Below are 24,745 nucleotides of genomic sequence, written 5' to 3' on the forward strand. Positions count from 1 at the left end.
TTTCTGGAGTGTCCATGTGTCCACCTGAGTTGAAGTGGACACGATGCTCCTAAGAATTGCCGATCTCCGCAAGGTGACTTCGCCACCCGCTTACGTGAGTTCTTCTTTATTGAAATGAATACCCGCATTCAAGTTGAACATCCGGTCAGCGAATTGGTGACAGGCGTTGATTTGGTGCGTGAAATGCTGCGAATTGCGATGGGAGAGCCGCTCAGGTTCAAACAGGAACAGATCGTCCTCAAAGGGGCTGCGATCGAATGCCGCCTGAACGCGGAAGATCCAGAGCGCAACTTCATGCCCAGCCCGGGAAAGCTGAGCGCGCTGCGCTGGCCAGGTGGACCAGGTGTACGGGTAGACACCCATGTGTACGCCGGATACACAATCCCGCCGTTTTACGATTCTCTGTTGGCAAAACTAGCCGTATGGGACGAGGACAGGCCTGCCGCCCTGCAACGCATGCAACGAGCCCTGGCTGAAACAAGCATTGAAGGTGTCTACAACACCATTGCACTCCACCAGCAATTGCTGGCAGATCCGGCTGTCCAAAATGGGCAATTTCACACCGGCTACCTTGAGCAGTGGATGGCCCAGCGTGCGGCCGAAAAAGCCCTGGCACTGACGTCCGAGCTGACAGCTGGATTGACTGTTTAACCAACTTCGAGCCTTTACCTAAGGAACATCAATGTCACTCCCTCCTGCACGATATTCATTTGGCGGCGACGAACACATCTTCGTGGAACTCAACCACGAGATGTCGCTGGAAGCGTTCTTCAAAGGCATGTCAATAACTAATGCCATTGCGCAGCGAAAGATTGCCGGCGTGACTGAAATTTGTCCGGCCAATGCTTCCTATCAGGTCCGTTTTGACCCCGATCTGATTGCGCCGGACAGGTTGATGGAGATTTTGAAATCAATTGAAATCGAGTTGGGCGACGGCGCGCTGGAACTCAATACACGCATCATCGAGATTCCCGTCTTTTACAACGACCCCTGGACCAACGAAACGCAACAGCGTTTTCGTGAAAGGCATCAGGACCCCACTTCAACCGACCTCGAATATGGAGCACGCGTCAATGGCTACACGAATGTAGACGCGTTCATCGCGGCGCATGCGGCATCGCCCTGGTTTGTCTCCATGGTTGGCTTTGTAGCGGGGCTGCCATTCATGTTTCAGATGGTTGAACGTGCCAAGCAGATTCAGGTCCCAAAATATCTCAGACCACGCACCGATACACCCAAACTCACGATTGGGCACGGCGGCTGCTTTGGCTGTATCTATTCTGTGCGCGGTGCGGGGGGCTATCAAATGTTTGGCATCACCCCGGCGCCAATTTTTGATCCGCAGCAAAGCCTGCCGTATGTCAAAGACTTCATGGTGTTTTTCCGCCCTGGAGACATTGTCAAATTCAAGCCCATAAACCGGTCTGAGTACGACGCTGCATTGGCAAAAGTGCAGGACGGAAGCTTCGACTTGCGCATCCGTGAGGTGAAGTTTTCACTGCAGGACTTTGTTAAAGATCCGAGCGCTTACAACCAACAATTGACGGAGACTTTGTATGGCAATTAAGGTACTACAACCTGGACTTGCAACCACCGTACAGGATGCCGGTCGAATTGGCTATTACCACTTGGGCATTCCGCTTTCAGGCGCGCTTGATCAGTACTCGTTCCGTGCTGCCAATCTCCTGGTCGGCAATCCGGAAGATGCCGCCACACTCGAGATCACGATGCTCGGCCCCAAGCTGGAGTTCATGCACGATGCCGCCATCGCACTGACTGGTGCGAACTTGCCAGCCAGGCTTGACGGCGTCTCCATGCCCGGCAACCAGGCCGTCGCTGTCAAGGCGGGCAGTGTCCTTAGTTTTGATTTTCTGAAAGACGGCGTGCGCGCATACCTCGCCGTAGCGGGTGGCATTGATGTGCCGGAGGTATTGGGCAGTCGCTCAACGTACACCTTGGGGGCCATCGGTGGTTTTTGTGGAAGAAAACTCCAAGCCGGTGATGTGTTGCCCGTGGGGGCTTTTCAGGGGCCATTGCACACAGGCAAAAAGCTGCCAGATCATTTGAAGCAAGCCTTGCCCAAGCAGGTGCAGGTTCGCGTTCTTCCCGGCTTGTATTTTCATTGGTTGACTCAGGCCTCTGGAAAGTCTTTTTTTGAAGATACATGGCGAGTGGGCCCCGAAGCGGACCGCATCGGCTATCGATTCAAGCATGGCCGACCGCTGGAATTTGAACCCCGCGAACGCCCCTTTGGGGCTGGTTCTGACCCATCCAACATCGTCGATGCGGGTTATCCCATTGGTTCGATTCAAGTACCTGGCGGTCTGGAGCCCATCGTTTTGCATCGCGATGCCGTGTCCGGCGGTGGCTACGCCATGATTGGCACGGTCATCAGCGCGGACATGGATGTTGTAGCGCAGTTGCAGCCAAATTTCCAGACTCAATTTGTCGCGGTTGACATGGCACAGGCCTTGAGTGCGCGCGCCAAACGCAATCAACGCCTAGCTGATTTGCGACGGGCCCTATTGGATTAGGTTTTTTACATATTCCGGCAAGTAATGCCTTTACTTGTCTTCCTCACCTTCGCGCTGGTGCGAAGTTTTTTCAACCTTGACTTTTGTTTACTGGAGCCTTCATGAAAAAAATATCCGCACCCACCCTGCTCGCCGGTGTCTTGTTGACTGCCTCCTTCGCGGCCCAAGCGGCGAATTGGTACCCCTATGCGGCGGAGCAGACGGAGCCCGCGTTCTCTGACACAGGTGTGAAAAAACCTATCGACTACAGCCCACTGCCGAAGGCATCAAAGAAATGGAAGCTCTGCGTTTCATTTCCCCACATGAAAGATGCCTACTGGCTGGGTGTTGACTACGGTGTGGTTGAGGAAGCCAAGCGTCTTGGTGTGTCGGCTCAGATACTCGAAGCCGGTGGCTATACCAACTTGAACAAGCAAATTTCGCAAATTGAGGATTGCGTCGCCGGCGGCGGTCAGGCTGTGGTTATTGGCGGTATTTCTGCGGATGGCCTGGTCAATTTGGTCAAGTCACTCAAAGCCAAAAATATCCCAACCGTAGATGTCATCAACGGCATCAATTCTCCCGACCTGACCGCAAAGTCGCTCGTCTCCTTCTACACGATGGGACAAGAGGCGGGCGCCTATTTGGCCAAAAAACATCCCGCTGGAGGCGCCAAGGCTGTAGTCGCGTGGTTTCCTGGACCAGCTGGCGCTGGTTGGGTTGAGGCCGCCAACAAAGGTTTCACTGAAGCTGTCAAGGGGAGCTCCCTGGAAGTGATGGCCCCGATATATGGTGATACAGGCAAAGAAGTCCAAGCCAAGTTGGTTGAGGATGCCTTGCAGTCGAACCCCGCCATCCGCTATATCGCAGGCACAGCAGTCACCGCCGAAGTGAGCCAAGGTATCGTGCGCGCGCGCAACTTGAAAGACAAAGTGCAAGTGATTTCGTTTTATTTGACCCCAGACGTCTACGCAGGCATTCAAAAGGGCACGATCATGGCGTCTCCCGCTGACGCGATGGTGATTCAAGGGCGCATAGCTATCGATCAAGCGGTGCGTGCCCTGGAAGGTAAGGACCTGATCAAGCACGTCGGACCCAAGATTGTCACGATCGACAAAGCCAACTTGAAGCAGATTCGCCGTGACGACGTCTTGCCACCGGCATCATTCAAGCCATTGTTTGAAGTCAAATAAAGAGAACCTGCCGTATGGGCAAGGTGCTTGTTGAGTTCACTTTTCTGGTGACATCAAAAATGACTTTGTTCAAACAGCAGGTTAACGTGAGATGAGCGATGTTTTATTGACCATTGAAGGCCTGTCGAAGGAGTTTCCAGGTGTGCGCGCGCTGGATGGGGTGGACTTTGAACTGCTTGCAGGCGAGGTTCATGCCATATTTGGTGAGAACGGTGCTGGCAAGTCCACCCTGATTTCCATTATTGCCGGAGCGCAGCCGCAAGGCAGTGGAACAATCCGGATGCACGGCGAGGAACTTCGATTTTCCTCCGTCGCTGATGCCAGGCGACATGGCATCAGCGCCGTTTTCCAAGAGTTCTCTTTGGCGCCTCATCTTACGGTTGAAGAAAATTTGTGTTTGGGGGAAGAACGACTTCATCAACGCTTCGGCCTGTTGCAGTTGTCAGCCATGTCGCGTCATGCAAGCGCGCTCCTGCAGCGACTGAATTTTGACATTGATCCTCATAGAGTCGTTGCAACTCTGTCGCGCGCAGAGCAGCAGATGGTCGAAATCGCCAAGGCTTTGCGCGCAAAGCTGTCCGTGTTGATCCTCGACGAGCCAACAGCATCGCTGACAGAAAGAGAAAGTGAGCAGTTGTTTGCAACGGTGCGAAGTTTGAAGCAACAAGGCGTAGGCATCATCTACATCACCCATCGAATTCAGGAGATTAAACGCCTGGCCGATCGCGTCACTGTACTGCGTGACGGGAAACACATTGGTGTCGTCGATGCTGCGACGACCACTGAAGCCAAACTCATTGAAATGATGGCTGGACGAACTGTCGAGAAAATTTATCCCTCCATTGCGGCAAATCCCGGACGCAATATTCTGGAACTTTCGCAAATGCGTGGCGGTGTCGGCATTGACGTAGACCACTTCGTTGCACGCGAAGGTGAAGTCGTTGGCGTTGCTGGCCTGGTCGGCTGCGGGAAATCAGAATTGCTGCGCATGGCTTTTGGTATTGAACCCATGAAGTCTGGCGTCGTCAAACTGGATGGGCAGACCATCAAAAAGCCGACGCCACGGCGCATGCTCGACGCCGGTGTTTTTTATCTTCCACCGGATCGTCGGGAAGAGGGCTTGATGCTGTCGGCCAGCACTGCCGACAACATCTCGCTCAACGCATTGACGCAGCAACCGATCCATTTCCGGTCCGGGTTTTTATCACTTTCCGCGGAGAGAACGGTAACTCGCGACATCGGTCGGCGGGTAGACATTCATCCGTCAAATTTGCCCCGTGCCACCGCGCTTTTATCCGGCGGAAATCAGCAGAAAGTCTTGTTCGGCCGGGGTTTGACACGGTCCATCAAACTGTACATTTTTGATGAACCGACGGTGGGTGTCGATGTGGGTACGCGCAGCGCAATTTATTACCTGATCAAAGAGTTGTGCGAAAAGGGCGCGGCGGTGATCCTGATTTCGTCTGATTTACCCGAAATTTTGCACCTGTCGCACCGCGCCTACGTCATGCGCGCTGGTCGTATAGCAGCTGAAATCGATCGCAGTTGCCTCACCGAAGCGGCAGTGCTGCAGCATTTTTTTTAGCCGGCCACGTCAATTAAGGTAATTCAGAATGAGTTCAATCGTTCCCGAGAACAATCCGAGTCCAGCGCACAGATCCTCAGCTCGTGACTGGATCATGAAGATATTCTTGCATTGGGGTGTCATGCCCTTCCTGCTCGTGATAGCAGTCGTCACCTTCAGTCTGATGTCGTCCCGCTTTCTCACGCCCGAGAACTTGATCAATTTGTTTCGCCAGTCGGTGTATCTTGTACTGGTCTCCCTGGGTCAAATGCTGGCGCTGATTTCGGGCGGGTTTGACCTGTCAGTCGGCACCATTGTTGCCGTTTCATCCGTCGTATCCGCTTTGACGATGGGCGCTTTGGCCCTCAGTTTTCCTGATGCCATCTGGCTGGTGATCACTTTGGGGTGTCTGGCCGGTTTGGGGGCAGCCATGTTGATTGGAATTGTCAACGGCGCAGGCGTGGCGGTGTTCGGCGTCTCGCCTTTCATCATGACACTTGGCATGCAGTCCATTGGTTTTGGCATCGCTTTGTTTTTGACGGCCGGTGTTCCTGTTTCGAACCTGCCGGATACCCTTGGAGATGTTTTCGGTTTTGGCGTGCTGCTTGGAGTTCCTGTGCCAATCTTGATGATGCTGCTCATTCTGGCGTTGATGTTTGTTCTGCTGAATTACTCTGCGTGGGGCAGACATCTGTATGCCGTGGGTAGCAATCCAAAAGCAGCTTTGCTGTCCGGTATTCGAGTCAAGCCAGTCCTCATCAGCGCTTATGTTTTGTGTGCATTGATCGCCGGCGTATCAGGCTTACTGCTAACGGCAAGAACTGCGTCCGGGGATGCCAACCTGGGTGGGTCGATGGCACTTGAATCCATTGCCGCCTGTGTAATCGGTGGGGTTTCACTGCGGGGCGGCATTGGTCGACTGGAAAACGTCGTGTTGGGTGCGATATTTATCGGACTGGTGCAAAACGGAATGAATTTGGCGCAAATTGGCTCGTACCTGCAAATTGTCGTGCTCGGTGTGCTGCTGATTATTGCCGTCGTCTTTGATCGTATTCGTCAGAAACGCCTATACCGGCTTTAGGGCGACGCAACCCAGTAAGCCAACCTGGCAAAAGCGCACCATATTTATATTGTTTTGAGTCTACCAACGCACTGGAATGATATGCAACGCGAATCTAACCTGAATAATGCTGCTTTGATGGCCCGCCGCCGGGCCACCATTCCACGCGGTGTTGGCCAAAGCCACGAAGTGTTCATTGCCCGCGGTGAAAACGCCGAAATCTGGGATGTGGAAGGCAAACGCTATATTGACTTTGCCGGCGGCATTGCCGTTCTCAATACCGGGCACTGCAACCCCACGGTGATCGCCGCCGTCAAGGCCCAGTTGGACCTCTACACCCACACCTGTTTCCAGGTGCTGGCCTATGAGCCCTATGTGGAGCTGGCCGAGCGCATCAACGCGCTGGCGCCCGGTGACTTCGCCAAGAAAACCATGTTTTTGAGCACCGGCGCCGAAGCGGTTGAAAACGCCATCAAGATTGCCCGTGCCTACACCAAGCGGGCGGCCGTTATTGCCTTTACCAGCGGCTACCACGGGCGTACGCTGCTCACGCTCGGCCTGACTGGCAAGGTGGCACCTTACAAGACCGGCTTCGGTCCGTTTCCGGCAGAAATTTTTCATGCTCAGTTTCCCAATGCGCTGCATGGTGTGAGCATCGATGAATCGATCGCCTCGATTGAATCGATCTTCAAGAACGATGTCGAGGCGAGCCGGGTGGCCGCCATCATTGTGGAGCCGGTGCAGGGTGAGGGCGGCTTCAATGTGGCGCCGCCCGAGTTTTTGCAGCGCCTGCGCGCGTTGTGTGATCAGCATGGCATCTTGTTGATCGCCGACGAGATTCAGACCGGCGCCGGTCGCACTGGCACCTGGTTTGCCATCGAGCAAAGTGGCGTGGAACCAGACTTGATCACGCTGGCCAAGTCGATGGCCGGTGGATTCCCGCTCTCGGCGGTGGTGGGTCGTGCTGACGTGATGGATGCTCCCGCGCCGGGTGGATTGGGCGGCACTTATGCGGGCAGCCCGATGTTGTGCGCCGCCGCCTTGGCGGTGCTGGAGGTGTTCAAGCAAGAAAACCTGCTGGAGCGCAGTTGCCAATTGGGCCTGCGCCTGAGCGCCAGCCTGAAACAAATGGCTGCCAGCCACCGCTGCATTGCCGATGTGCGGGGTCTGGGTGCCATGGTCGCGATCGAGTTGTGCAAGGGCGGCGATATCCATCAACCGGATGCTGACATGGCCACTTAAAGTCGACACTTCCCACCCCATTTTTCGTTCCTTGGCGGTCCCTGGGCAAATGAAATCAACGAGTTAGGCGAGTTTTTCGGCCGAAATTTTTTGAAAAGCTTGTAGTGGCACGTTTAGCATTAAAAGTAGTTTTTCTTTGATCTAATTTGCGATACACTTGCCGCCATGTTCATCAAAGTCACTCAATCAGGTGCCCGGCGTTATGCGCAACTGGTGGAGTCGTTCCGCAATGAGGACGGCAAACCCCGCCAGCGCACCGTGTGCACCCTGGGTCGCCTGGAGGATGGCGGCGAAGTCGACACCCTGATTGCCTCGCTGCAACGTGCCCGTGGCATCACGCCGGTCTCGTCTCCCCTTGATGGGTTGCGCTTTACCGAGAGTCGCCATGCAGGCGACGTCTGGGCCCTGTCTGAACTCTGGCGCTCTCTTGGGTTTGATGGCTTGGCGAGTGCTTGGCGCCGCTCTAAGACTGAGGTCGATGTGCTGGCGTGTCTGCGCGTCATGGTCTTCAATCGCCTGTGTGATCCAGGCAGCAAGCTCGGTGTGCTGCGCTGGCTGCAAACCGTAGCCCTGCCGGTTGGCGTTGTGAAAGACTTGCCGGAGCACCAACACCTGCTGCGGGCCATGGATGTGCTCGACGAATACAGCGACACCCTGGGCGTCAGACTGGCAACACTCATGCGCCCCTTGATTGATCAAGACCTCTCCGTGGTGTTTTATGACCTCACCACCGTGGAGGTCACCGGTCAGACTGACCTGGCAGATGATGTTCGAGCCTATGGCAGGGCCAAATCGGGTTTGGTGGAACGCCAATTCATGCTGTCTTTGGTGCAAACCTTCGAGGGTCTGCCCATCGCCCATGAAGTGCATCCCGGCAATACGGCAGAAGCCAAGACACTGCTACCCATGATCCGTGGTTTGCTTGAGCGCTACCCGCTCAAGCGCGTCGTGCTGGTGGCGGACCGGGGACTGCTCAGTGTCAGCAACATCGAGGAATTGGCCAAACTTCAGGCGAAGCTTAAAAAGGACGGGCGTGATGTGGCGCTGGAATACATCCTGGCAGTGCCTGCGGCGCGATATGGTGACTTTGCCGACGACTTAAAACGTTTGAGTGCGGCACAAGCACCCGATCAAGAATGGTGTGCTGAAACAAAATGGCAGGACAACCGCCTGGTGGTGGCCCATGACCCTGTGGCGGCCGCGCGGCGCGGCCATGCGCGCGACAAGACCATTGCGGAGTTGGTCGCCATGGGTCAGCAGTGCAGCGGCAAACTCGATGGACAAGATGCTGGCAAACGCGCCAAAGGGCGACCGATGTCGGACTCTGGCACCAAGGCGCGTTTTTATCACGCCGTCAAAGAAGTCCATATGGCGCATGTGATCAAGGTGGACTTGAAGGCAGAGCTGTTCAGTTACACGATTGACGAGGACAAGAAGCGTTATCTGGAGTTGCTCGACGGCAAGTTGCTGCTGGTGACCAATACGAATACACCGGCCACCGAGGTGGTGCAGCGCTACAAGAGTCTGGCCGATATTGAGCGCGGCTTTCGGGTGCTTAAATCCGACATCGAGATTGGGCCGGTGTACCACCGGTTACCCCAGCGGATTCGCTCGCACGCCTTGGTGTGTTTCATGGCGCTGATCCTGTACCGGGTGATGCGCATGCGGCTCAAGGCGGCCAATCGATCAGAGTCACCCAGCACACTGCTGGAACAGCTCAAACGCATTCACCAGCAGACCGCGCAAACAACGGACGGTAAAACTCTGACCGGGTTGACCGAAATGACGCCCGCTCAGAAGTCGCTGTTTGCCGCTCTGGAGTTGGCACTACCCACACCCGCGGACCTGGTCAAACCCGTTTTGTAGTCTGCGCTTTGGACTCCGTTTCTAATGAAATCAAGGACTTGCGTGCAGGAAGTGTCGAACTTAAGGCCAAACGGCTGGCCGCCGAGGCTACCCGGCGCGGGCTGATCCTGCTGACTTGCGGCACTTATGGCAATGTGGTTCGTATTCTGGTGCCGCTGACGGTCAGTGATGCCATCGTCGATGAAGGCCTGGCCATCATGGCGGCATCGCTGGCCGCGATTCAGGCCAGTTGACATTCTTGTACCCCTGGCATGTGACTGACATGGCGTCCCGTCGGCTGCCACCACCCACCCGTGATCCCCACCATGACTCTTTCAAATCTATCAAAAGGCAAGATCGAACGCCCTCAGGCAGTGCCCACCGTGCAGGTGTCAAACGAGCACGTCGTCGTGACTGAATGGCGATTTGCTCCTGGCGCCGAAACTGGTTGGCATACTCATGGACACAACTATGTCGTTGTGCCTCAAACCAACGGTGAACTTCTGCTTGAAACGCCAGAGGGACAAATGATCGCGCCTTTGGTGGCCGGTCAGTCGTACGCGCGTACCGTCGGGGTTCAACACAATGTCGTCAACTCATCCTCTCATGAGGTGGTCTTTGTTGAAATTGAAGTTCTGTGACCGTCATTCTGGAAAACTCCAATACTTCCATTTGACCGAATACTCCAATTCACTGACGCTGCCTGTGTGACGAATTTCGCTGCCACTTACGACAACGTCCTGATGATGCACCAGCCCGCTTTCTTAACCCGCCTGGCCCGCAAGCGATCCAACGGTCGTCAACATTTCAACCTTAACTCAGAGAATAATGATCATGATGCAACTGAAAGACCCCTCGCTGTTTCGGCAGCAAGCTTATATCAACGGTCAGTGGTGTAACGCCGACAGCGGCGAAACCTGCGCCGTCACTAATCCGGCCACCGGTGAAACCATCGGTACCGTGCCGAAAATGGGCACGGCCGAAACCCGCCGCGCCATCAAGTCGGCCGACAAGGCTTGGCGCAGTTGGCGCGAAAAAACCGGCAAAGAGCGCAGTGCCGTGATCCGTAAATGGAACGACCTGATGCTGGCCAATGCCGATGATCTGGCCATGATCATGACGGTCGAGCAAGGCAAGCCGCTGGCTGAAGCCAAGGGTGAAATCGTTTATGCCGCCTCTTTTATTGAATGGTTTGCCGAGGAGGCCAAGCGCGTCAGCGGTGACACACTGGCCTCGCCCTGGACGGACCGGCGCATCGTCGTCATCAAGCAGCCCATCGGCGTCTGCGCCGCCATTACGCCCTGGAACTTCCCGTCTTCGATGATCACCCGCAAAGCCGGCCCGGCGCTCGCTGCGGGTTGCCCGATGGTGTTGAAGCCAGCGCTGGCTACGCCCTATTCGGCACTGGCGCTGGCCGTGCTGGCAGAACGCGCTGGCGTGCCGCCAGGCATCTTCAGCGTATTGACCGGATCAGCCAGTGCCATCGGCGGCGAGATGACCTCCAACCCCACCGTGCGCAAAGTTTCTTTCACCGGTTCCACCGAAATCGGCAGCATGCTGATGCAACAATGCGCCAAGACCATCAAGAAGCTGTCGCTGGAGCTGGGCGGCAACGCACCGTTCATCGTGTTTGACGATGCCGATCTGGATGCGGCAGTGGAAGGCGCCATCATGTCCAAATACCGCAACGCCGGCCAGACCTGCGTCTGCGCGAATCGTCTGTATGTGCAGGACGGTGTCTATGATGCCTTTGCGAAAAAGCTGGTCGTCGCCGTGGAAAAGCTCAAGGTCGGCAACGGCGTCGAGGCCGGCGTCACGCAAGGACCACTGATTGACGGTGCTGCCATCAAAAAGGTGGAACAGCACATCGCCGATGCGCTCTCCAAGGGCGGGCGACTTCTGACCGGCGGCAAGCGCCATGCGCTGGGACACAGCTTTTTCGAGCCGACCGTGATTGCCGACACCAGCCCCGACATGCTGGTCGCCCGGGAAGAAACCTTTGGCCCATTGGCCCCGCTGTTTCGCTTCAAGACCGATGCCGATGTGATCGCCATGGCCAACGATACCGAGTTCGGTCTGGCCAGCTATTTTTATTCGCGCGACATCGGGCGCATCTGGCGTGTCGCAGAAGGTCTGGAGAGCGGCATGGTCGGTATCAACACCGGCATTATTTCCAACGAAGTTGCGCCGTTTGGCGGGGTCAAACAATCCGGATTGGGGCGCGAAGGCTCAAAGTACGGGATGGATGACTACTTGGTGATCAAGTATCTATGCATGGGTGGTTTGGATAAGTGAGTATCTGGCCGGCAATCAGCTTGTTCTGAAGTTCTTCAACATTCGCCCGACGCTGCCCCTGATACACCGAGTTGTCACTGAGCGGGTTTGCTTTGAGCCCTCACATCGCCGTGGTGCGTTGCTCCACTTGTTTATCGGGAGCAAGGCCCACTGGAGCAATCACTCCAAAGGTAGATCTGGCAGGCTGGTTCCGGCTTAACGAGACCTTCAAATCACACACTAGATTGGCAGTTGAACTTCCGGGATTTTTGCCGCGTTGCTGATGGTCACACAATGAAGATACCGAACTTGGCGATGTCAGCTTTCTGGAAATCATGCCAGTTCATTGACCGCAATCGAAAAACATTATCGGGGTCGGTTGATGGTCGTTGGCGGGTGCAGCGATCCTCGAAATCGACACCACATTGCTGACGGCCAGGGTACTGGGGTGAATGTCGGGTAACGAGCGAGCATTTTCGGCAGACCTATGTCAGCAACCGCTGCAGACCTGCCCGACGCGAGCATCAAAAAAAATTGCCAACCAGAGAGTCGCCCGCAGAGATAGGGGCGTGGGCCGCCGCCGATTTCTGGGCGTTTGACAGTATGAGGCGGGGGCCCACGCCCCAATCTCTGCCCTCAGGTCCTGCGCACGGCACTCAAAGAATTCAAATAAAAAACTTGCGCCGAACTACTTCAACCAGCCGCGTTTTCTGAAGTACCACATGGGCACCAGCGCGCTGGCGACCATCAGCGCCAGCGCATAGGGGTAGCCCAGCGACCAGTCGAGTTCGGGCAGGTACTTGAAGTTCATGCCGTAGATACTGGCAATCAGCGTGGGCGGCAGCAGCGCCACACTGGCGACCGAGAAGATTTTGATGATCTTGTTCTGGTTGATGTTGATAAAGCCAACCGTGGCATCCATCAAAAAGTTGATCTTGTCGAACAGGAAGGCAGTGTGCGAGTCGAGAGAATCGATATCGCGCAGAATTTGCCGGGCATCCTCAAACTGTTCGCTGTTGAGCATCTTGCTGCGCATCATGAAGCTCACCGCGCGGCGCGTGTCCATCGCGTTGCGGCGGATGCGTCCGCTCATGTCTTCGTGGCGCGCAATGGCGCCCAGCACTTCGCCGGCCATGGCGTCCGTCACATCGCCTGACAGCACCTTGTTGCTCACGGTTTCCAGGTTGTCGTAAATGCCCTCTAAAGTGTCGGCCGAATATTCCGCGTCGGCATCAAACAGCTTGAGCAGCACTTCCTTGGCGTCTTCAATCAGACCGGGGGCGCGGCGCGCGCGCATGCGTAAGAGCCGAAACACCGGCACGTCTTCGTCGTGAATCGAAAACAGCACGCCCATGCTCTTGAGCTCGTCATTGACCAAATTCAGGATGAAGGCGACGCGCACGGTGTGCGGCTCATCGTCGTCGGCCACCAAAAAGTCACTGCGAATGTGCAGGTCGCCGTTGTCTTCCCGGTAAAAGCGGGCCGATTCCTCAATGTCTTCGTCCATCGCGTCTTCGGGAATCGACAAGCCGTAGTGCTGCTTGATCCAGCGCTTTTCCTCCACGGTGGGAGACTCGAGATCGACCCAGATCGGCTGGAATTTAGACAGTTCTTCCAGCGAATCGATCTCTTCCTGGAACAGACGGCCATTGGCCAGCGTAAAGATGTTGAGCATGGCTCACTCCCGGGTAATGGTTTGCATCTGGCAGGGCTTGCGGGTTTTGGCTTCCAACCCCGATGCAGTCAAGGCGGGTTGAAAGCTAGCAACTGGGGCAGGGTTTCAAGGCGTGATTTTTTGGGAGTTGACCAGCAGAAATTATCGCATCGCCTAGCTGTTGAGTGACGGTCAACAGCGCCAAAAATATGCAATTTTGGCGCCATGGCCCGAGTTTCATATACTTGTGGCCTTGCCTCGCGCACCGGCTGGCCGCCCAGGCTGTTGTGGGGGGCGTACGCTCCCTCTATTCAAACGATCACACCATGTCCACTCCCGCCAATTTACCTGCTTGCCCCCAGTGCACGCTTGAAAATACCTATCCCGATGGCGCCAACTACGTCTGCCCCGACTGCGGCCATGAATGGCCGATGAGCGCAGCGGCTGAAGCGGGCGACGACGCCAAGGGTGTCATCAAGGATGCCAATGGCAACCCACTGGCAGACGGCGACACCGTGATCCTGATCAAAGACCTGAAGGTCAAGGGCTCGTCCATCGTGCTGAAAAAAGGCACCAAAATCAAAGGCATCCGGCTGCCCGATGGCGCTGGCGACCACGAGGTGGACTGCAAGACCGATCAGGGCGCTTTCATGCTCAAGGCTGAGTTCATGAAGAAGGCCTGAAGCGTGGCGGCTCCTCAATCATCATGGCTGCCATGACCCTGCGTTCACGCTACTGGGCCGACCTGTCCACACGGGACTTTGCCCAGCTGATTTCCAGCGGACAATCTGCGAAAACCATCGCGGTGCTGCCGGTGGCTGCCACCGAGCAGCATGGCCCGCATTTGCCCCTGAGTGTCGACACGGCGTTGGTGGACGGCATCGTGGCGGCGGCTTTGCCGCACTTGGCAGCAGACTTGAACGTGCTGTTCCTGCCGACGCAAGCGATCGGTTTGAGCCCGGAGCACGCGCGCTTTCCCGGCACCTTGACGCTCAAGAATGAAACCATCCTGCGGCTTTGGGCCGACATTGGCGAGTCGGTCGCGGCTGCCGGCATCCAGAAGCTGCTGCTGTTCAATAGCCACGGCGGCAATGTCAGCGTGATGGACCTGGCGGCACGCGACCTGCGCGCGCGGTTTGACATGCTGGTGTACAGCGCCAGCTGGTTCAACTTGCCGCTGCTTGATGCGCAGGGGCAGGACGTCAACGCCTTGTTCAGCTTGGAGGAGCATCGCTTTGGCATTCATGCGGGTGACATGGAGACTTCCATGATGCTGGCGCTCGACCCCGCACGGGTAGACATGGCACAGGCGCAAGACTTTCATTCCACCTCGCAAGACCGGGCACAACAGTTCGCCATTTTGGGCAATGGCAAGAGCGCCAAGCTGGGCTGGCAAATGCAGGACTACAACCGCAACGGGGCGGTGGGCAATGCGGCGGCTGCTACTGCCGAGAAGGGACGAGCGCTGCTGGATGCTGCCGGGCGCAGCCTGGCGCGGCTATTGGCTGAGATGGACCAGCTGCCGTTGAGCACGCTGGTGTCCGGGCCTGCGCCAAGCGGCCGCTGACCCCGATTTTTGCCCGCTTAAGCGCGCCCGCGGCCTCGCTGAACTCATGCTGGTTTCTTACGATTTGTTCGCCCTGGGCGCAGCCGCCTGCTGGGCGCTGGGCAGCGTCACGTCGGTCACGCCCTCGCGCCATCTGGGCGCCTTTGCCTTTACCCGCTGGCGCATGCTGATGGTGGCGCTGATGCTGTGGGCGGTGGTGCTCGCCAGCGGCGGCTGGCGCACCTTTTCATCGGGTGCCTGGGGCGTCATGGCGGTCAGCGGCTTGATCGGCATTTTTGTTGGCGACACCGCGCTGTTTGCGGCCATGAACCGGCTCGGGCCGCGCCGCGCCGGGGTCTTGTTTGCGACCCATGCGGTGTTCAGCGCGCTGCTGGGTTTCTGGCTCTTGCACGAGCGCATGAGCCTGCAGGCGCTGTGGGGCGGCGTCTTGACGCTGGTGGGCGTGATGACCGCGATCGTGCTGGGGCGGCGCAAAGAAGAAAACCACGCCTGGGAGGCCGATCGGGGTCACGTGGGCGCCGGCGTTCTGCTGGCGCTGCTGGCGGCGCTGTGTCAGGCGGTCGGCTCCCTCATTGCCAAGCCGGTGATGATGACCGATGTGGACCCGGTAATGGCATCCGCCGTGCGGGTAACCGTCGCCACTTGCGCCCATTTTGTGTTGTTGGGTGCGGGCTTTCGGGCCGCGCGGGCACAGCGCCCGCCGACGCTGCGGGTGCTGGTGCAGACCGGGCTCAACGGTTTTATTGCCATGGGTGTGGGCATGACGCTGATTCTGCTGGCACTGCAAAAAGGCGATGTCGGCATGGTGGCGATCTTGTCGTCGGTGTCACCGGTGCTGGTGCTGCCCTTGCTGTGGCTGCACCTCGGGCGCGCGCCGGCGCCCGGTGCCTGGCTGGGTGCGGTCATGACGGTGGCCGGCACGGCGCTGATCTTGCTGCGCTGACTATCATGGGCGCCAGCCAGCGCCTGAGACTAAAGCTATTGAACCTTAACGCTGGCGGGCTGACGGGCAGCGTCTCAGGCGTGCGTGATCCACGACGCATGCTCCGGCTGATCCAGATGCGCCAGCGCGTTGAAGGTCAGCAGGCTGTGGCGTTTCGGGTTGAAGGCGAACTCGGTGACCGCGCTGTTGCGGATGCGCAGGTTGAGCTCGATCGTGGTCTCGGGCGCGGTGCCCAGCACGTGGCCGACGGCGGTGGCGATGGGGCCGCCGCTGGAAACGATCAGCACATGGCCGCTGCAATTCTTGCGGATATGGTCCAGCGCACTGACCACGCCGTGCCGGAACTCCTGGTAGCTGGGCATGCCCACCGGGCTGACCACGCCGTTCATCCACTGCGTCAGGCCATCGCGCAGCAGGCGAAAGTGGTGCCGGTAGAGTTCTGGCGTGTCGGGCTTCTTCAGCGGGTAGGGGTGCACGGTGGCGATCAGCGCCAGACTGTCAAATTCGTTCAAGCCCGGCCAAAGCAAAGGCGCTGCCGCTGTGCCCTCGGCGCCATGCAGCCCCTCGCAGATGCCGGCGTAGGTCTGCGCGTGGCGCTTGAGTGTGCCGGTCAGCACGGTGTCAAAGGTCAGTCCTTTGTCGCGCCAGTACTGGCCCAGCCGCACGCTCTGCTGCCGGCCCATCGGGCTGAGCTGGTCGTAGACTTCTGCGCCAAATGAAGCCTGGCCGTGGCGTACAAGGTAAAGGTGTCCCATGCCGGTAATTTATAAGAAATCGGGCTGTAGCCCTTGTCGCGTAAGCGACGCAAGCTACAAATAAAATAGCATTCAGAGCCTGACGTGGCCGTCGATGCAGGTGACGGATTCGCCGCCGACCCAGACTTGGCCGGTGGCGTCTTGCTCAATGTGCACGCGCCCGGCGCGGCCCAGGCAAGTGCCTTGCGCGGCGATATAGCTGCTGGGCGCGAGGCCGTCGGCAATCAGCCACTGCGCCAGGCTGGCGTTGAAGCTGCCGGTGACCGGGTCTTCGTTCACCATCACATCGTTGGCAAAAAATCGCACTTCGACCTGCGCTTGAGCGCTTGGCGCGACATCGACTGCTGCGGGTGTGGCGAAGCCAAAAGCGCGCGCTTCGCGGTTGGATCGCTTGATCAGCCCGCTGCCGGTTGATGCACCCGCCACTGCCGCCATGCCGACACCGCTGATGCCCGCATCAATCATCCAGAGCCGCAGCGCTGCCAGATCGGGCTCAAGCTGCAGCACAGCGTCTGCGCTGCTCAGCAACAGACCGAAGTGGCGCGGGCCATTGGTGAGGTGTTGCGCGGCCAACAGCTGTTCGCGGCGCAGGCCTAGCGCCGCGGCCAGGCGCGCCAGGGCTTCGGGTTCGGGCTGGCTGCGCGTGAGGGCTGGGGCGGCGAAGGCCAGTTGCGTGGCGCTGCGGCGGATGCGCACCAGTCCTACTTTGCACTGCTGGACGATCAGGTCGGGGTGCTGGGGCGCGCCGCCGTGCTCCAGCCAGGCGTGGCAACTGCCCAGCGTGGGGTGACCGGCAAAAGGCATTTCGTAAGCCGTGGTGAAGATGCGCACCTGGTAGTCCGCACCGGCAGCAGCGCCCTCGGCACAGGGGGGCAGCACAAACGTGGTTTCCGACAGGTTGGTCCACTGCGCGAAATGCTGCATCTCGTCGTCGCTCAAGTCCGTGCCGTCGAGCACCACGGCCAGCGGGTTGCCCAGATAAGGCGTGTCGGTGAAAACGTCAACTTGCTTGAAAGGTCTGTCCTGAGCCGGTCGAAGGGGGCGGGTTTTCATGGGGCAGAGCTCGGGTGGGTGGTGGTCAGGACAGGGGCTGATCCAGCACCCCGCGAACGGCAGGGCGGGCGAGGATGCTGGCGTACCACCGTTCCAAATGGGGCAGCGCCGGGCGTGGCTGCGGCAAACCGACCCAGCGGTGAATGTCGCAGGCCACCGGAATGTCCGCCATGCTGAACTCGGCGCCGCCCATGTAGGCGCGATGTGACAGGTGCTGGTCCAGCAGCGCCAGCAGGGGTGCCATCGCCGCTACCGACTGGGCAATGGCTGCATGATCGCGCTGGAGTTCCGGGGTGCGAATCCACTGCAAAAAGGCGGCACCGCCCGCGCGGTTGAGCGTGGTTTGCTGCCAGTCCATCCAGCGCTCTGCATCAAAGCGCTGTGCCAGGTCCTGCGGGTACAGCGTGGGGGCGTAGCGCGCGCACAGGTAGCGCACGATCACGTTGGACTCCCACAGCACCAGCTCGCCATCCTGCAGCGTGGGCACCAGCGCATTGGGGTTGAGGTTCAGGTACTCGGGTGTCTTCACCACGCCAAAGGTCATGCCGGCATCCGAGCGTGTGAAGGGCACGCCGGTTTCCTGCGCGGTCCACACGACCTTGCGAACATTGAGTGAGCTCAGTCGCCCCCAGATGTGCATCATGGTCAGGCTGTCTGACGTTCTTTAATGGCTGCAGCCAGCGCCGCCACACCTTCGTGGATCTCCGCCACGCTGGGTGTGACGAACGACAGGCGCAGCGTGCGCGGGTCACCATGATCGGCGTAGAACGGCGCGCCGGGCACAAAGGCCACACCCTTGTCGACTGCAAAGGGCAGCAAGTCCACTGCGCTCATGTTCTTGGGTAGACGCGCCCACAAAAACATGCCGCCTGCCGGGGTGTTCCAGGTCAGAGACTGGTCGGGCTGGCTATTGGAGTCCGGAAAGTGCTGCGCCAGAGCTTCCAGCATGGCGTCGCGCTGGGATTTGTAGAGCGCGCGGATGGTGGGCACATGGCGGTCCAGAAAGCCGTCTTTCATCACCTCGGCAATCATGCGCTGGTTAAAACCGGGGCTGTGCAGGTCGGCGGCCTGTTTGGCTTGCAGCAGTTTGGGGTAGACCGCTTTGGGTGCCACCAAAAAGCCCAGCCGCAAGCCCGGTGCCAGCACTTTGGAGAATGAACCCAAATAGATGCAGCCATCGGGGTTGCGGGCGGTCAAAGGCGCGGGCGGCGGCGCATCAAACCACAGGTCGCCGTAGGGGTTGTCTTCGATCAGGGGCAGGCCCAGTCGTGCGGCCTCGGTACTCAAAGCGGCGCGGCGTGCCTCGCTCATGGTGCGGCCGGTGGGGTTCTGGAAGTTGGGCAGCACGTAAAGAAAGCGGGCCGCCTCACCCGTTCCCGCGGCAACAGCGGCTTGCCCCAGCGCCGCTATGTCCACGCCGTCATCATCGCTGGCCACGCTCACCACCTCAGGCTCCATCGGCGTGAACGCCATCACGGCGCCCAGGTAGGTGGGTGATTCGACCAGAATGCGGCTGCCTGCATCCACCAGCACCTTGGCCACCAGGTCCAGGCCCTGCTGTGAGCCGGTGGTGATCAGTACCTGGGCCGGGTCCACTTGCCAGGTCAGTCCGGCGGATGCGGCCTGAACGCGCAAGTTCTCGGCCACCATCTCGCGCAAGGGGCCAAAGCCTTCGCTGGCGGCGTATTGCAGGGCAGCTGCGGGGTCGTCGCGCAAGACCTTGGCGCAGGCCGCTTCAAACTCGGCCACGGGAAACGTCTTGCTTGATGGCAGGCCACCGGCAAAACTGATGATGCCGGGCCGCTCGGTTACCTTAAGGATTTCGCGGATCACAGACGGGTTCATGCGCGCGGCGCGGCGCGCCAGTTGCCAGCCCGACGGGGCCGTGATGAGTGGGGGGTTGTTCATGATGACTTGGCTCCAAGTGGTGGTGTTGGTTTTGATGTGGACAAGGTGTTGCGTACCGGCATGGTGCGGCCAACAAAGACGACGGTGACAACGGCGAGACCAAAGCCCACGGTGAGCGCGTCCAGTCGTTCGCCCAAAATCGGCACGGCAAACACCATGCTCAAAAAAGGCTGCAGCAATTGCACCTGGCTGACCCGCACCGTGCCGCCCAGCGCCAGCCCCCGGTACCAGGCAAAAAAGCCCAGCCATTGGGAGAACACCGCGACATAGAAAAAAGCCGCCCACGCTTCTATTTTGATAGCCTCTTGTGGATACTCAGCAAGGGCTATGGGCAGATTGAGTGGTAAACCCAGGACCAGCGCCCAGCAGATCACATGGTCAGCGCGCAGGCGCTGCGAGAGCAGTGCCCCCACTCCATAGCCGACCGCCGCGCAGGCCATGGCCAGCAGCAGCAAGAGGTCAGCGCCCGCCAGCGTCAGACCGCTCCGGCCTGAGCGCAGCACGGCAAACGCCACCACCAGCGCGGTGCCCAAGCCGGCACAGGCCCAAAACCCGGCGGAAGGGCGCTGACGATGCAGCCAGGCGCCGACCGAGGCGGTCGCCAGCGGTAAAACACCCAGAATTACGCTGGCATGTACCGCTTCGACATGACGCATCGCCACCGATGAGAACAGGGGAAAGCCAAACACAACCCCTAGCGCCACGACGCCCAGCGGCAGCCAGTCCCCGCGCTTGGGGCCTGGCGCGCGGGTGGCCGCCAAAAACACGATGGCCAAAATGGCAGCCACCGTGGCGCGACCGGCTGCCACAAAAACGCCGGACATCTGCGGTGCTGCGGCGCTGCCAACCGCCAGCCGTGTCATGGGCAGTGTCAGGGCAAAAATCACCACCCCCAGCGTGCCCAGCAGCAAGCCGTTGCGAATGGCGTGCGGCTGTGTTGTCATGCTTTGTTTTCCAGTGGCGGGGTGGTCAGCGCCCATTGGGCTGCGCTTTGGGCATGCAATTGCGTGGTGTCAAACAGCGGCAGATCGCAGTCGTGTGGGCCAATCAGCATGGCGATTTCGGTGCAGCCCAAAATGATGGCCTGCGCGCCGCGTGCGCCCAAGTCGGCAATCACCTGCAGGTAAGCGTCGCGCGAGGCCGGCAGCACTTGGCCCAGGCACAGTTCGTCATAGATCACCCGGTGGACCAGGTCCCGGTCGGCTGGTTGGGGTGTCAGCACCGTCAGGCCGTGCTCCTGTTCGAGACGGCTGCGGTAGAAGTCTTGCTCCATGGTGAAGCGCGTGCCCAGCAAACCGACCGTCGTGTGACCGGCCTGATTGATGGCCACCGCCGTCGGGTCGGCAATGTGCAGCAAGGGGATCTGCACGGCGTTTGAAATGGCAGCAGCGACCTTGTGCATGGTGTTGGTGCACAGCACCAGCGCGTCGGCCCCGGCACCCTCCAGCTTCTGGGCAATGCCAGCCAGCATGGCAGCGGCTGCCTCCCATTGGTCGGTGGCTTGCAGCTGTTCAATCTCATGAAAATCAACGCTGTACAAAATGATCTTGGCCGAGTGCAGGCCGCCCAACCGGGCTTTGACGGTTTCGTTGATCTCGCGGTAATACGGCACGGTGGATTCCCAACTCATGCCGCCGATCAGGCCAAGCGTTTTCAGACCGGTGGTTCTCATGTTGATGCCCCTCTTGTCAGCGTTAGAACGTGCTCATCCAGCCGGCGGTTGCCACCAGCACGGCGGCCATGCTGCGGTTGAACCAGCGCAAGCGCCTGCCCGCGTGTTCGGGGTCGGCCAGCCATTGGCGAAGCAGCGAGCCCACCAGCGCGTAGGTCAGGTTGCTGCACAGGCCAAACAAAAGCATCAGCGGCAAGATGATGGCAAAGCGGTGCAGCAGGTCGTCACGCCCGGCAAGCCAACCGGCCACCACGGTCAGGGCCAGCATCCAGGCCTTGATGTTCACAAACTGCAGCATGACACCTTGCAAGAACGTGACATTGAGCTGTGCGGCATCGGCCTGCGCCAGTGAGTTGGTTCTAAACAACTTCAAGGCCAGCCACAACAGGTACGCCACGCCAAGCGCTTGAACCGCTAGCCGGAGCACCGGCAGTGCCATCACCATCGCCCCCACGCCCCCCGCGCACAGGCTGAACAGCAGGCCCCAGCCGACCGGCACCGACACCACAAAGCGCAGCGCGCGCCGCAAACCGAGGTTGGCCGCCAGCGCGGTCGACAAGGTCGTGTTGGGGCCGGGCGTGAAGCTCGCCGCCGTGCACAGTAGCAGCAAAGCGCTGAGTTCAGTGTTGTTCATGGGGTCGCTGACTGGTGTTCATGGGGGCTCACTTTATCGTCAAAAACAATACACTGGCAGTACACTTGTGAAAACATTTATCTGAGCTGTATTGCCTGCCATGGCAACACAGGTTTGGAAGAAAGGGCATCTGCATGTTAGTCAAAGCCGCGTCGCAGTCCTTGGTCGAACAGCTCGCTGAGCGTTTTGCCGAGCGCATTCGCACTGGCTTGCTGGCGCCGGGCACACGTTTGCCGTCGGTGCGCCAGTGCGCGCAGCAGCAGGGCGTGAGCCCGTCGACCGTGGTCGCGGCCTACGACCAGTTGCTGGCGCAGGGGCTGGTTGAGGCCCTCAAGAATCGCGGGTTTTATATAAGAAACAGGGCGGTAGCCCTCGTCAATAGTGCGCAAGAAGCTATAAATTCAATAGCAAAAGGTGACGCGCCAACAAGGCTCAACACGACGCTGGAAGCCCAGCACGTGCCGGTGAATGCCACGGCTTTGATCCGCGGCATGTTTCAGGGCAGCAGCGAGCAGCCGCAACCCGGCATGGGGGCGTTTCCACCGGACTGGCTGCACACCACGTTCATGGCCGCTGCCGTGCGCCGCGTCACCAGCGGCAAGCAGTTGCAGGCGTTCTCGCTGCAATATGGCGAGCCCGCTGGCGACGCTGGCTTGCGCCAGTCACTCTCCACCAAGCTCAACGCCCTGGCCATTCACGCCGCGCCGCAGCAGATCATCACCACCGTGGGCGCCACCCACGCGTTGGACATTGTGAGTCGCACGCTGCTGCGCGCCGGTGATTACGTGATGGTTGAAGAGCCCGGCTGGGCGATTGAATTTGCCCGGCTCGATGCCCTGGGCATGCGCATCTTGCCGGTGCCGCGCGGCCCGGACGGGCCGGACCTGGCGGTGATGGCTCGTTATTGCGAGCTGCACAGCCCGAAGCTGTTTGTCAGTGTCAGCGTGTTTCACAACCCAACCGGCTACTGCCTGACGCCGGGCAGCGCCCACCGCGTGCTGCAGCTGGCCAATCAGCATGACTTTTATATTGTTGAAGATGACACCTACAGCCACATTGCGCCCGAACTCGCCACTCGCCTGTGCGCGCTGGACGGTTTGCAGCGCACCATTTATGTCAGCGGCTTTGCCAAAATTCTGGCACCCGGCTGGCGGGTGGGCTTCCTGGCGGCCCCCACCGCGCTGGTGGATCGTCTGCTTGACACCAAGTTGCTGGCCACGCTGACCACCCCCGCGCTGCTCGAAAAAGCCCTGGCCTGGTGCATTGACCAGGGCCAGCTACGCCGCCATGCCGAGCGCATTCGTACGCGACTCAATCAGGCCCGGGGGCGCAGTGCCCGGCTGGCGCTGGCGGCGGGCTGTACCTTTGCCGCGCCACCGGCGGGGCTGTTTGGCTGGGTCGATACCGGTGTGGACACCGAGCTGCTTTCGCAGCGCATGCTGGACGTGGGTTATCTGCTGGCACCGGGTGCCCTGTTTCATGCCAATCGTGCGCCCAGCACGCTGATGCGCATCAACTTTTGCACCACGCAGGACGCGCAGTTCTGGCAGGTGTTTCAGGCTGTCAGGGCGGCGATGTAGCCTGGATCGCATCCGGACACGCCAGCGCTGCCCGGGTCAGGTCAGCCGATGTAATTGAAGAGCGAGAGTTTTTGCACTTGTGCGTATGACTGCAGCGCGGCCTGGTAGCCGGTTTGCTGGTTCTGGAAGTCCGAGATGCCTTTGACCATGTCGAGGTCTTCGGCGCGCGAGCGGTCGGCCTCCAACTGGATGCTGCGCGCCTCCTGGTTGGACGTGATGCGGTCGGCGCGGTTGAGCAAGTCACCGGCCTGGCCGCGCACCGCAGAGACGCGGCCCATGCCGATGTCGATGTTGCCCAGCGCCTGGCTGACGGCCTGGCTGGCAGCGGCGTTGCTGGGAGCGCTGCCAATGTCGCGAATGGCGTCGTCGAGGATGCTGAAGAGGCTGGGGCTGGGGTCGACTTGGACCGTGTCACCCGCCGTGGGTGTGCCTGTGATGGTGAGGGACAGACCCGGCATCTCTGTCACACCGAGGCCTTGGCTCGTGGTGTAACTCTTGGCGTTAACCGTAGCAATTGTGGTGGCCCCGTCCATGATTGTGTAGTCCACCGTGGTCAAACCGGTGGTCGTATCTACCGTGGTCGAGCCGAAGGTGAGGGTGTAGGACGCGCCAGTCGCTGCGGTGGGCGGATTCAATGTTACGGGGCTGGTTTTCAGATTGGTCGTGCCACCGCCCAGACTGACGTTGTAAACCCCGTCGCGCTGGGTTTGCAGCATAAACGCGCTGTCGCCATCGAGGGTAAATGGAATTGCCACTTCACTGCTGGACGTTTGCCCCGGCAGCCCGTTGAAGGTGTAGTCGGCTGCCGCTGCTTGCGGTCCCACAAAGGGCTTGAGCGCGCTGCCCAAAGCGCTGAACAGGGGTTGCCCATTGCTGTCCTCGCGGTTGGCCAGCGACAAGACCTGATCGCGCAGACCTTGCAACTGGATGGCGATGGACTTGCGCTCGGCGGGGCCGTGCACGCCATTGCCAGAACTGACAACCAGTTCGCGGAAGTTTTGCAGCGCATCGGTGACATCGCCCAGGGTGCTCTCGGCCATGGCAATCGAGCCGCGCTGTGCCTCAAGCGCGCGCTGGTCGGTGGCGATGCGGCTGATGCGGGTCAGGGCCCGTTCCGCCTGGGCCGCGCCAGTCGGATCGTCGCTGGCGCGCACCACTTTCTTGCCGGAAGTCAGGTTTTCCTGCAGGTTTGACAGCGCCGATTGGCGCGCTGACAGATTGCGCAAGGCGTTGTCGTAGGTGTTGGCGGAACCGAGTCGGGTCGTTGCATTTGTCATGGTGTTTGCTC

The 24,745-nt window shown here is 59.3% G+C and carries 22 protein-coding genes and 2 pseudogenes; 15 read left to right on the forward strand and 9 right to left on the reverse strand.

Annotated features, from left to right (window positions below):
- Positions 1 to 96: 96 nt before the first annotated feature.
- From GZ093_RS12580 to gabD, 11 genes and pseudogenes are all read left to right on the forward strand, one after another.
- Positions 97 to 651, forward strand: a pseudogene (locus GZ093_RS12580) (acetyl-CoA carboxylase biotin carboxylase subunit); the annotation flags it as partial.
- 31 nt (positions 652 to 682) lie between these two features.
- Entirely contained in the window at positions 683 to 1,567 is an 885-nt protein-coding gene (locus GZ093_RS12585; RefSeq protein ID WP_296486395.1) for an allophanate hydrolase subunit 1, read from the forward strand.
- Positions 1,557 to 2,534 (forward strand): biotin-dependent carboxyltransferase family protein, encoded by a 978-nt coding sequence (locus GZ093_RS12590; protein ID WP_296486397.1) that lies wholly within the window; start codon positions 1,557 to 1,559, stop codon positions 2,532 to 2,534. Before GZ093_RS12585 ends, GZ093_RS12590 begins: the two co-directional genes overlap by 11 nt.
- Positions 2,535 to 2,635: 101 nt before the next feature.
- A complete protein-coding gene (gene torT, locus GZ093_RS12595) occupies positions 2,636 to 3,706 on the forward strand; it encodes a TMAO reductase system periplasmic protein TorT (protein ID WP_296486399.1) in 1,071 nt (356 codons plus the stop codon).
- A gap of 91 nt (positions 3,707 to 3,797) precedes the next feature.
- The gene (locus tag GZ093_RS12600) at positions 3,798 to 5,291 is read left to right on the forward strand and encodes a sugar ABC transporter ATP-binding protein (protein ID WP_296486401.1); all 1,494 of its coding nucleotides are present in this window, start codon (positions 3,798 to 3,800) and stop codon (positions 5,289 to 5,291) included.
- A gap of 28 nt (positions 5,292 to 5,319) precedes the next feature.
- Positions 5,320 to 6,351 carry an ABC transporter permease gene (locus GZ093_RS12605; protein ID WP_296486403.1) on the forward strand — a complete coding sequence of 344 codons (1,032 nt, stop codon included), beginning with the start codon at positions 5,320 to 5,322 and terminating at the stop codon, positions 6,349 to 6,351.
- 81 nt (positions 6,352 to 6,432) lie between these two features.
- Positions 6,433 to 7,572 (forward strand): 4-aminobutyrate--2-oxoglutarate transaminase, encoded by a 1,140-nt coding sequence (gene gabT, locus GZ093_RS12610; RefSeq protein WP_296486405.1) that lies wholly within the window; start codon positions 6,433 to 6,435, stop codon positions 7,570 to 7,572.
- Between the two features lie 165 nt (positions 7,573 to 7,737).
- Positions 7,738 to 9,438: an IS1634 family transposase gene (locus tag GZ093_RS12615; RefSeq protein ID WP_296486406.1), complete on the forward strand. Its 1,701-nt coding sequence runs from the start codon at positions 7,738 to 7,740 to the stop codon at positions 9,436 to 9,438.
- 68 nt (positions 9,439 to 9,506) lie between these two features.
- Positions 9,507 to 9,671: pseudogene (locus GZ093_RS12620) on the forward strand (4-aminobutyrate--2-oxoglutarate transaminase); the annotation flags it as partial.
- A 102-nt stretch (positions 9,672 to 9,773) separates the two neighbouring features.
- Entirely contained in the window at positions 9,774 to 10,058 is a 285-nt protein-coding gene (locus GZ093_RS12625; protein ID WP_296486489.1) for a cupin domain-containing protein, read from the forward strand.
- Positions 10,059 to 10,251: 193 nt separating this feature from the next.
- Positions 10,252 to 11,712 carry an NADP-dependent succinate-semialdehyde dehydrogenase gene (gene gabD, locus GZ093_RS12630; protein ID WP_296486407.1) on the forward strand — a complete coding sequence of 487 codons (1,461 nt, stop codon included), beginning with the start codon at positions 10,252 to 10,254 and terminating at the stop codon, positions 11,710 to 11,712.
- Between the two features lie 667 nt (positions 11,713 to 12,379).
- On the opposite strand, the gene corA is transcribed toward gabD, so the two are convergent.
- Positions 12,380 to 13,366, reverse strand: coding sequence for a magnesium/cobalt transporter CorA (corA, locus tag GZ093_RS12635; protein WP_296486409.1), 987 nt, complete (start codon positions 13,364 to 13,366; stop codon positions 12,380 to 12,382).
- A 305-nt stretch (positions 13,367 to 13,671) separates the two neighbouring features.
- Between corA and GZ093_RS12640 the strand changes: the two genes are divergently transcribed.
- From GZ093_RS12640 to GZ093_RS12650, 3 genes are read left to right on the forward strand one after another with little or no spacing between them, the layout of a single operon-like run.
- Positions 13,672 to 14,028, forward strand: coding sequence for a zinc ribbon domain-containing protein YjdM (locus tag GZ093_RS12640; protein WP_296486411.1), 357 nt, complete (start codon positions 13,672 to 13,674; stop codon positions 14,026 to 14,028).
- 23 nt (positions 14,029 to 14,051) lie between these two features.
- Entirely contained in the window at positions 14,052 to 14,912 is an 861-nt protein-coding gene (locus tag GZ093_RS12645; protein WP_296486412.1) for a creatininase family protein, read from the forward strand.
- Between the two features lie 46 nt (positions 14,913 to 14,958).
- Positions 14,959 to 15,855, forward strand: coding sequence for a DMT family transporter (locus GZ093_RS12650; RefSeq protein WP_296486414.1), 897 nt, complete (start codon positions 14,959 to 14,961; stop codon positions 15,853 to 15,855).
- Between the two features lie 74 nt (positions 15,856 to 15,929).
- Here GZ093_RS12650 and GZ093_RS12655 read toward each other — a convergent pair whose 3' ends face one another.
- From GZ093_RS12655 to GZ093_RS12685, 7 genes are all read right to left on the reverse strand, one after another.
- The gene (locus GZ093_RS12655; RefSeq protein ID WP_296486416.1) at positions 15,930 to 16,610 is read right to left on the reverse strand and encodes a histidine phosphatase family protein; all 681 of its coding nucleotides are present in this window, start codon (positions 16,608 to 16,610) and stop codon (positions 15,930 to 15,932) included.
- A gap of 72 nt (positions 16,611 to 16,682) precedes the next feature.
- The gene (locus tag GZ093_RS12660) at positions 16,683 to 17,663 is read right to left on the reverse strand and encodes a PhzF family phenazine biosynthesis protein (protein ID WP_296486418.1); all 981 of its coding nucleotides are present in this window, start codon (positions 17,661 to 17,663) and stop codon (positions 16,683 to 16,685) included.
- Between the two features lie 25 nt (positions 17,664 to 17,688).
- A complete protein-coding gene (locus GZ093_RS12665; protein ID WP_296486420.1) occupies positions 17,689 to 18,306 on the reverse strand; it encodes a glutathione S-transferase in 618 nt (205 codons plus the stop codon).
- Between the two features lie 2 nt (positions 18,307 to 18,308).
- Positions 18,309 to 19,571 (reverse strand): PLP-dependent aminotransferase family protein, encoded by a 1,263-nt coding sequence (locus tag GZ093_RS12670; protein WP_296486422.1) that lies wholly within the window; start codon positions 19,569 to 19,571, stop codon positions 18,309 to 18,311.
- The gene (locus tag GZ093_RS12675) at positions 19,568 to 20,515 is read right to left on the reverse strand and encodes a DMT family transporter (protein ID WP_296486423.1); all 948 of its coding nucleotides are present in this window, start codon (positions 20,513 to 20,515) and stop codon (positions 19,568 to 19,570) included. Before GZ093_RS12675 ends, GZ093_RS12670 begins: the two co-directional genes overlap by 4 nt.
- Positions 20,512 to 21,243: an aspartate/glutamate racemase family protein gene (locus tag GZ093_RS12680; protein ID WP_296486425.1), complete on the reverse strand. Its 732-nt coding sequence runs from the start codon at positions 21,241 to 21,243 to the stop codon at positions 20,512 to 20,514. Before GZ093_RS12680 ends, GZ093_RS12675 begins: the two co-directional genes overlap by 4 nt.
- A 22-nt stretch (positions 21,244 to 21,265) precedes the next feature.
- Positions 21,266 to 21,877 carry a LysE family translocator gene (locus GZ093_RS12685; RefSeq protein ID WP_296486427.1) on the reverse strand — a complete coding sequence of 204 codons (612 nt, stop codon included), beginning with the start codon at positions 21,875 to 21,877 and terminating at the stop codon, positions 21,266 to 21,268.
- 134 nt (positions 21,878 to 22,011) lie between these two features.
- Between GZ093_RS12685 and GZ093_RS12690 the strand changes: the two genes are divergently transcribed.
- Positions 22,012 to 23,457, forward strand: a complete 1,446-nt coding sequence (locus GZ093_RS12690) for a PLP-dependent aminotransferase family protein (RefSeq protein WP_296486428.1) — start codon at positions 22,012 to 22,014, stop codon at positions 23,455 to 23,457.
- Between the two features lie 41 nt (positions 23,458 to 23,498).
- On the opposite strand, the gene flgL is transcribed toward GZ093_RS12690, so the two are convergent.
- Positions 23,499 to 24,734 (reverse strand): flagellar hook-associated protein FlgL, encoded by a 1,236-nt coding sequence (gene flgL, locus GZ093_RS12695; RefSeq protein WP_296486430.1) that lies wholly within the window; start codon positions 24,732 to 24,734, stop codon positions 23,499 to 23,501.
- Positions 24,735 to 24,745: the final 11 nt, after the last annotated feature.

Source organism: Rhodoferax sp., from assembly GCF_010365055.1.
GTDB lineage: Bacteria > Pseudomonadota > Gammaproteobacteria > Burkholderiales > Burkholderiaceae_C > Rhodoferax.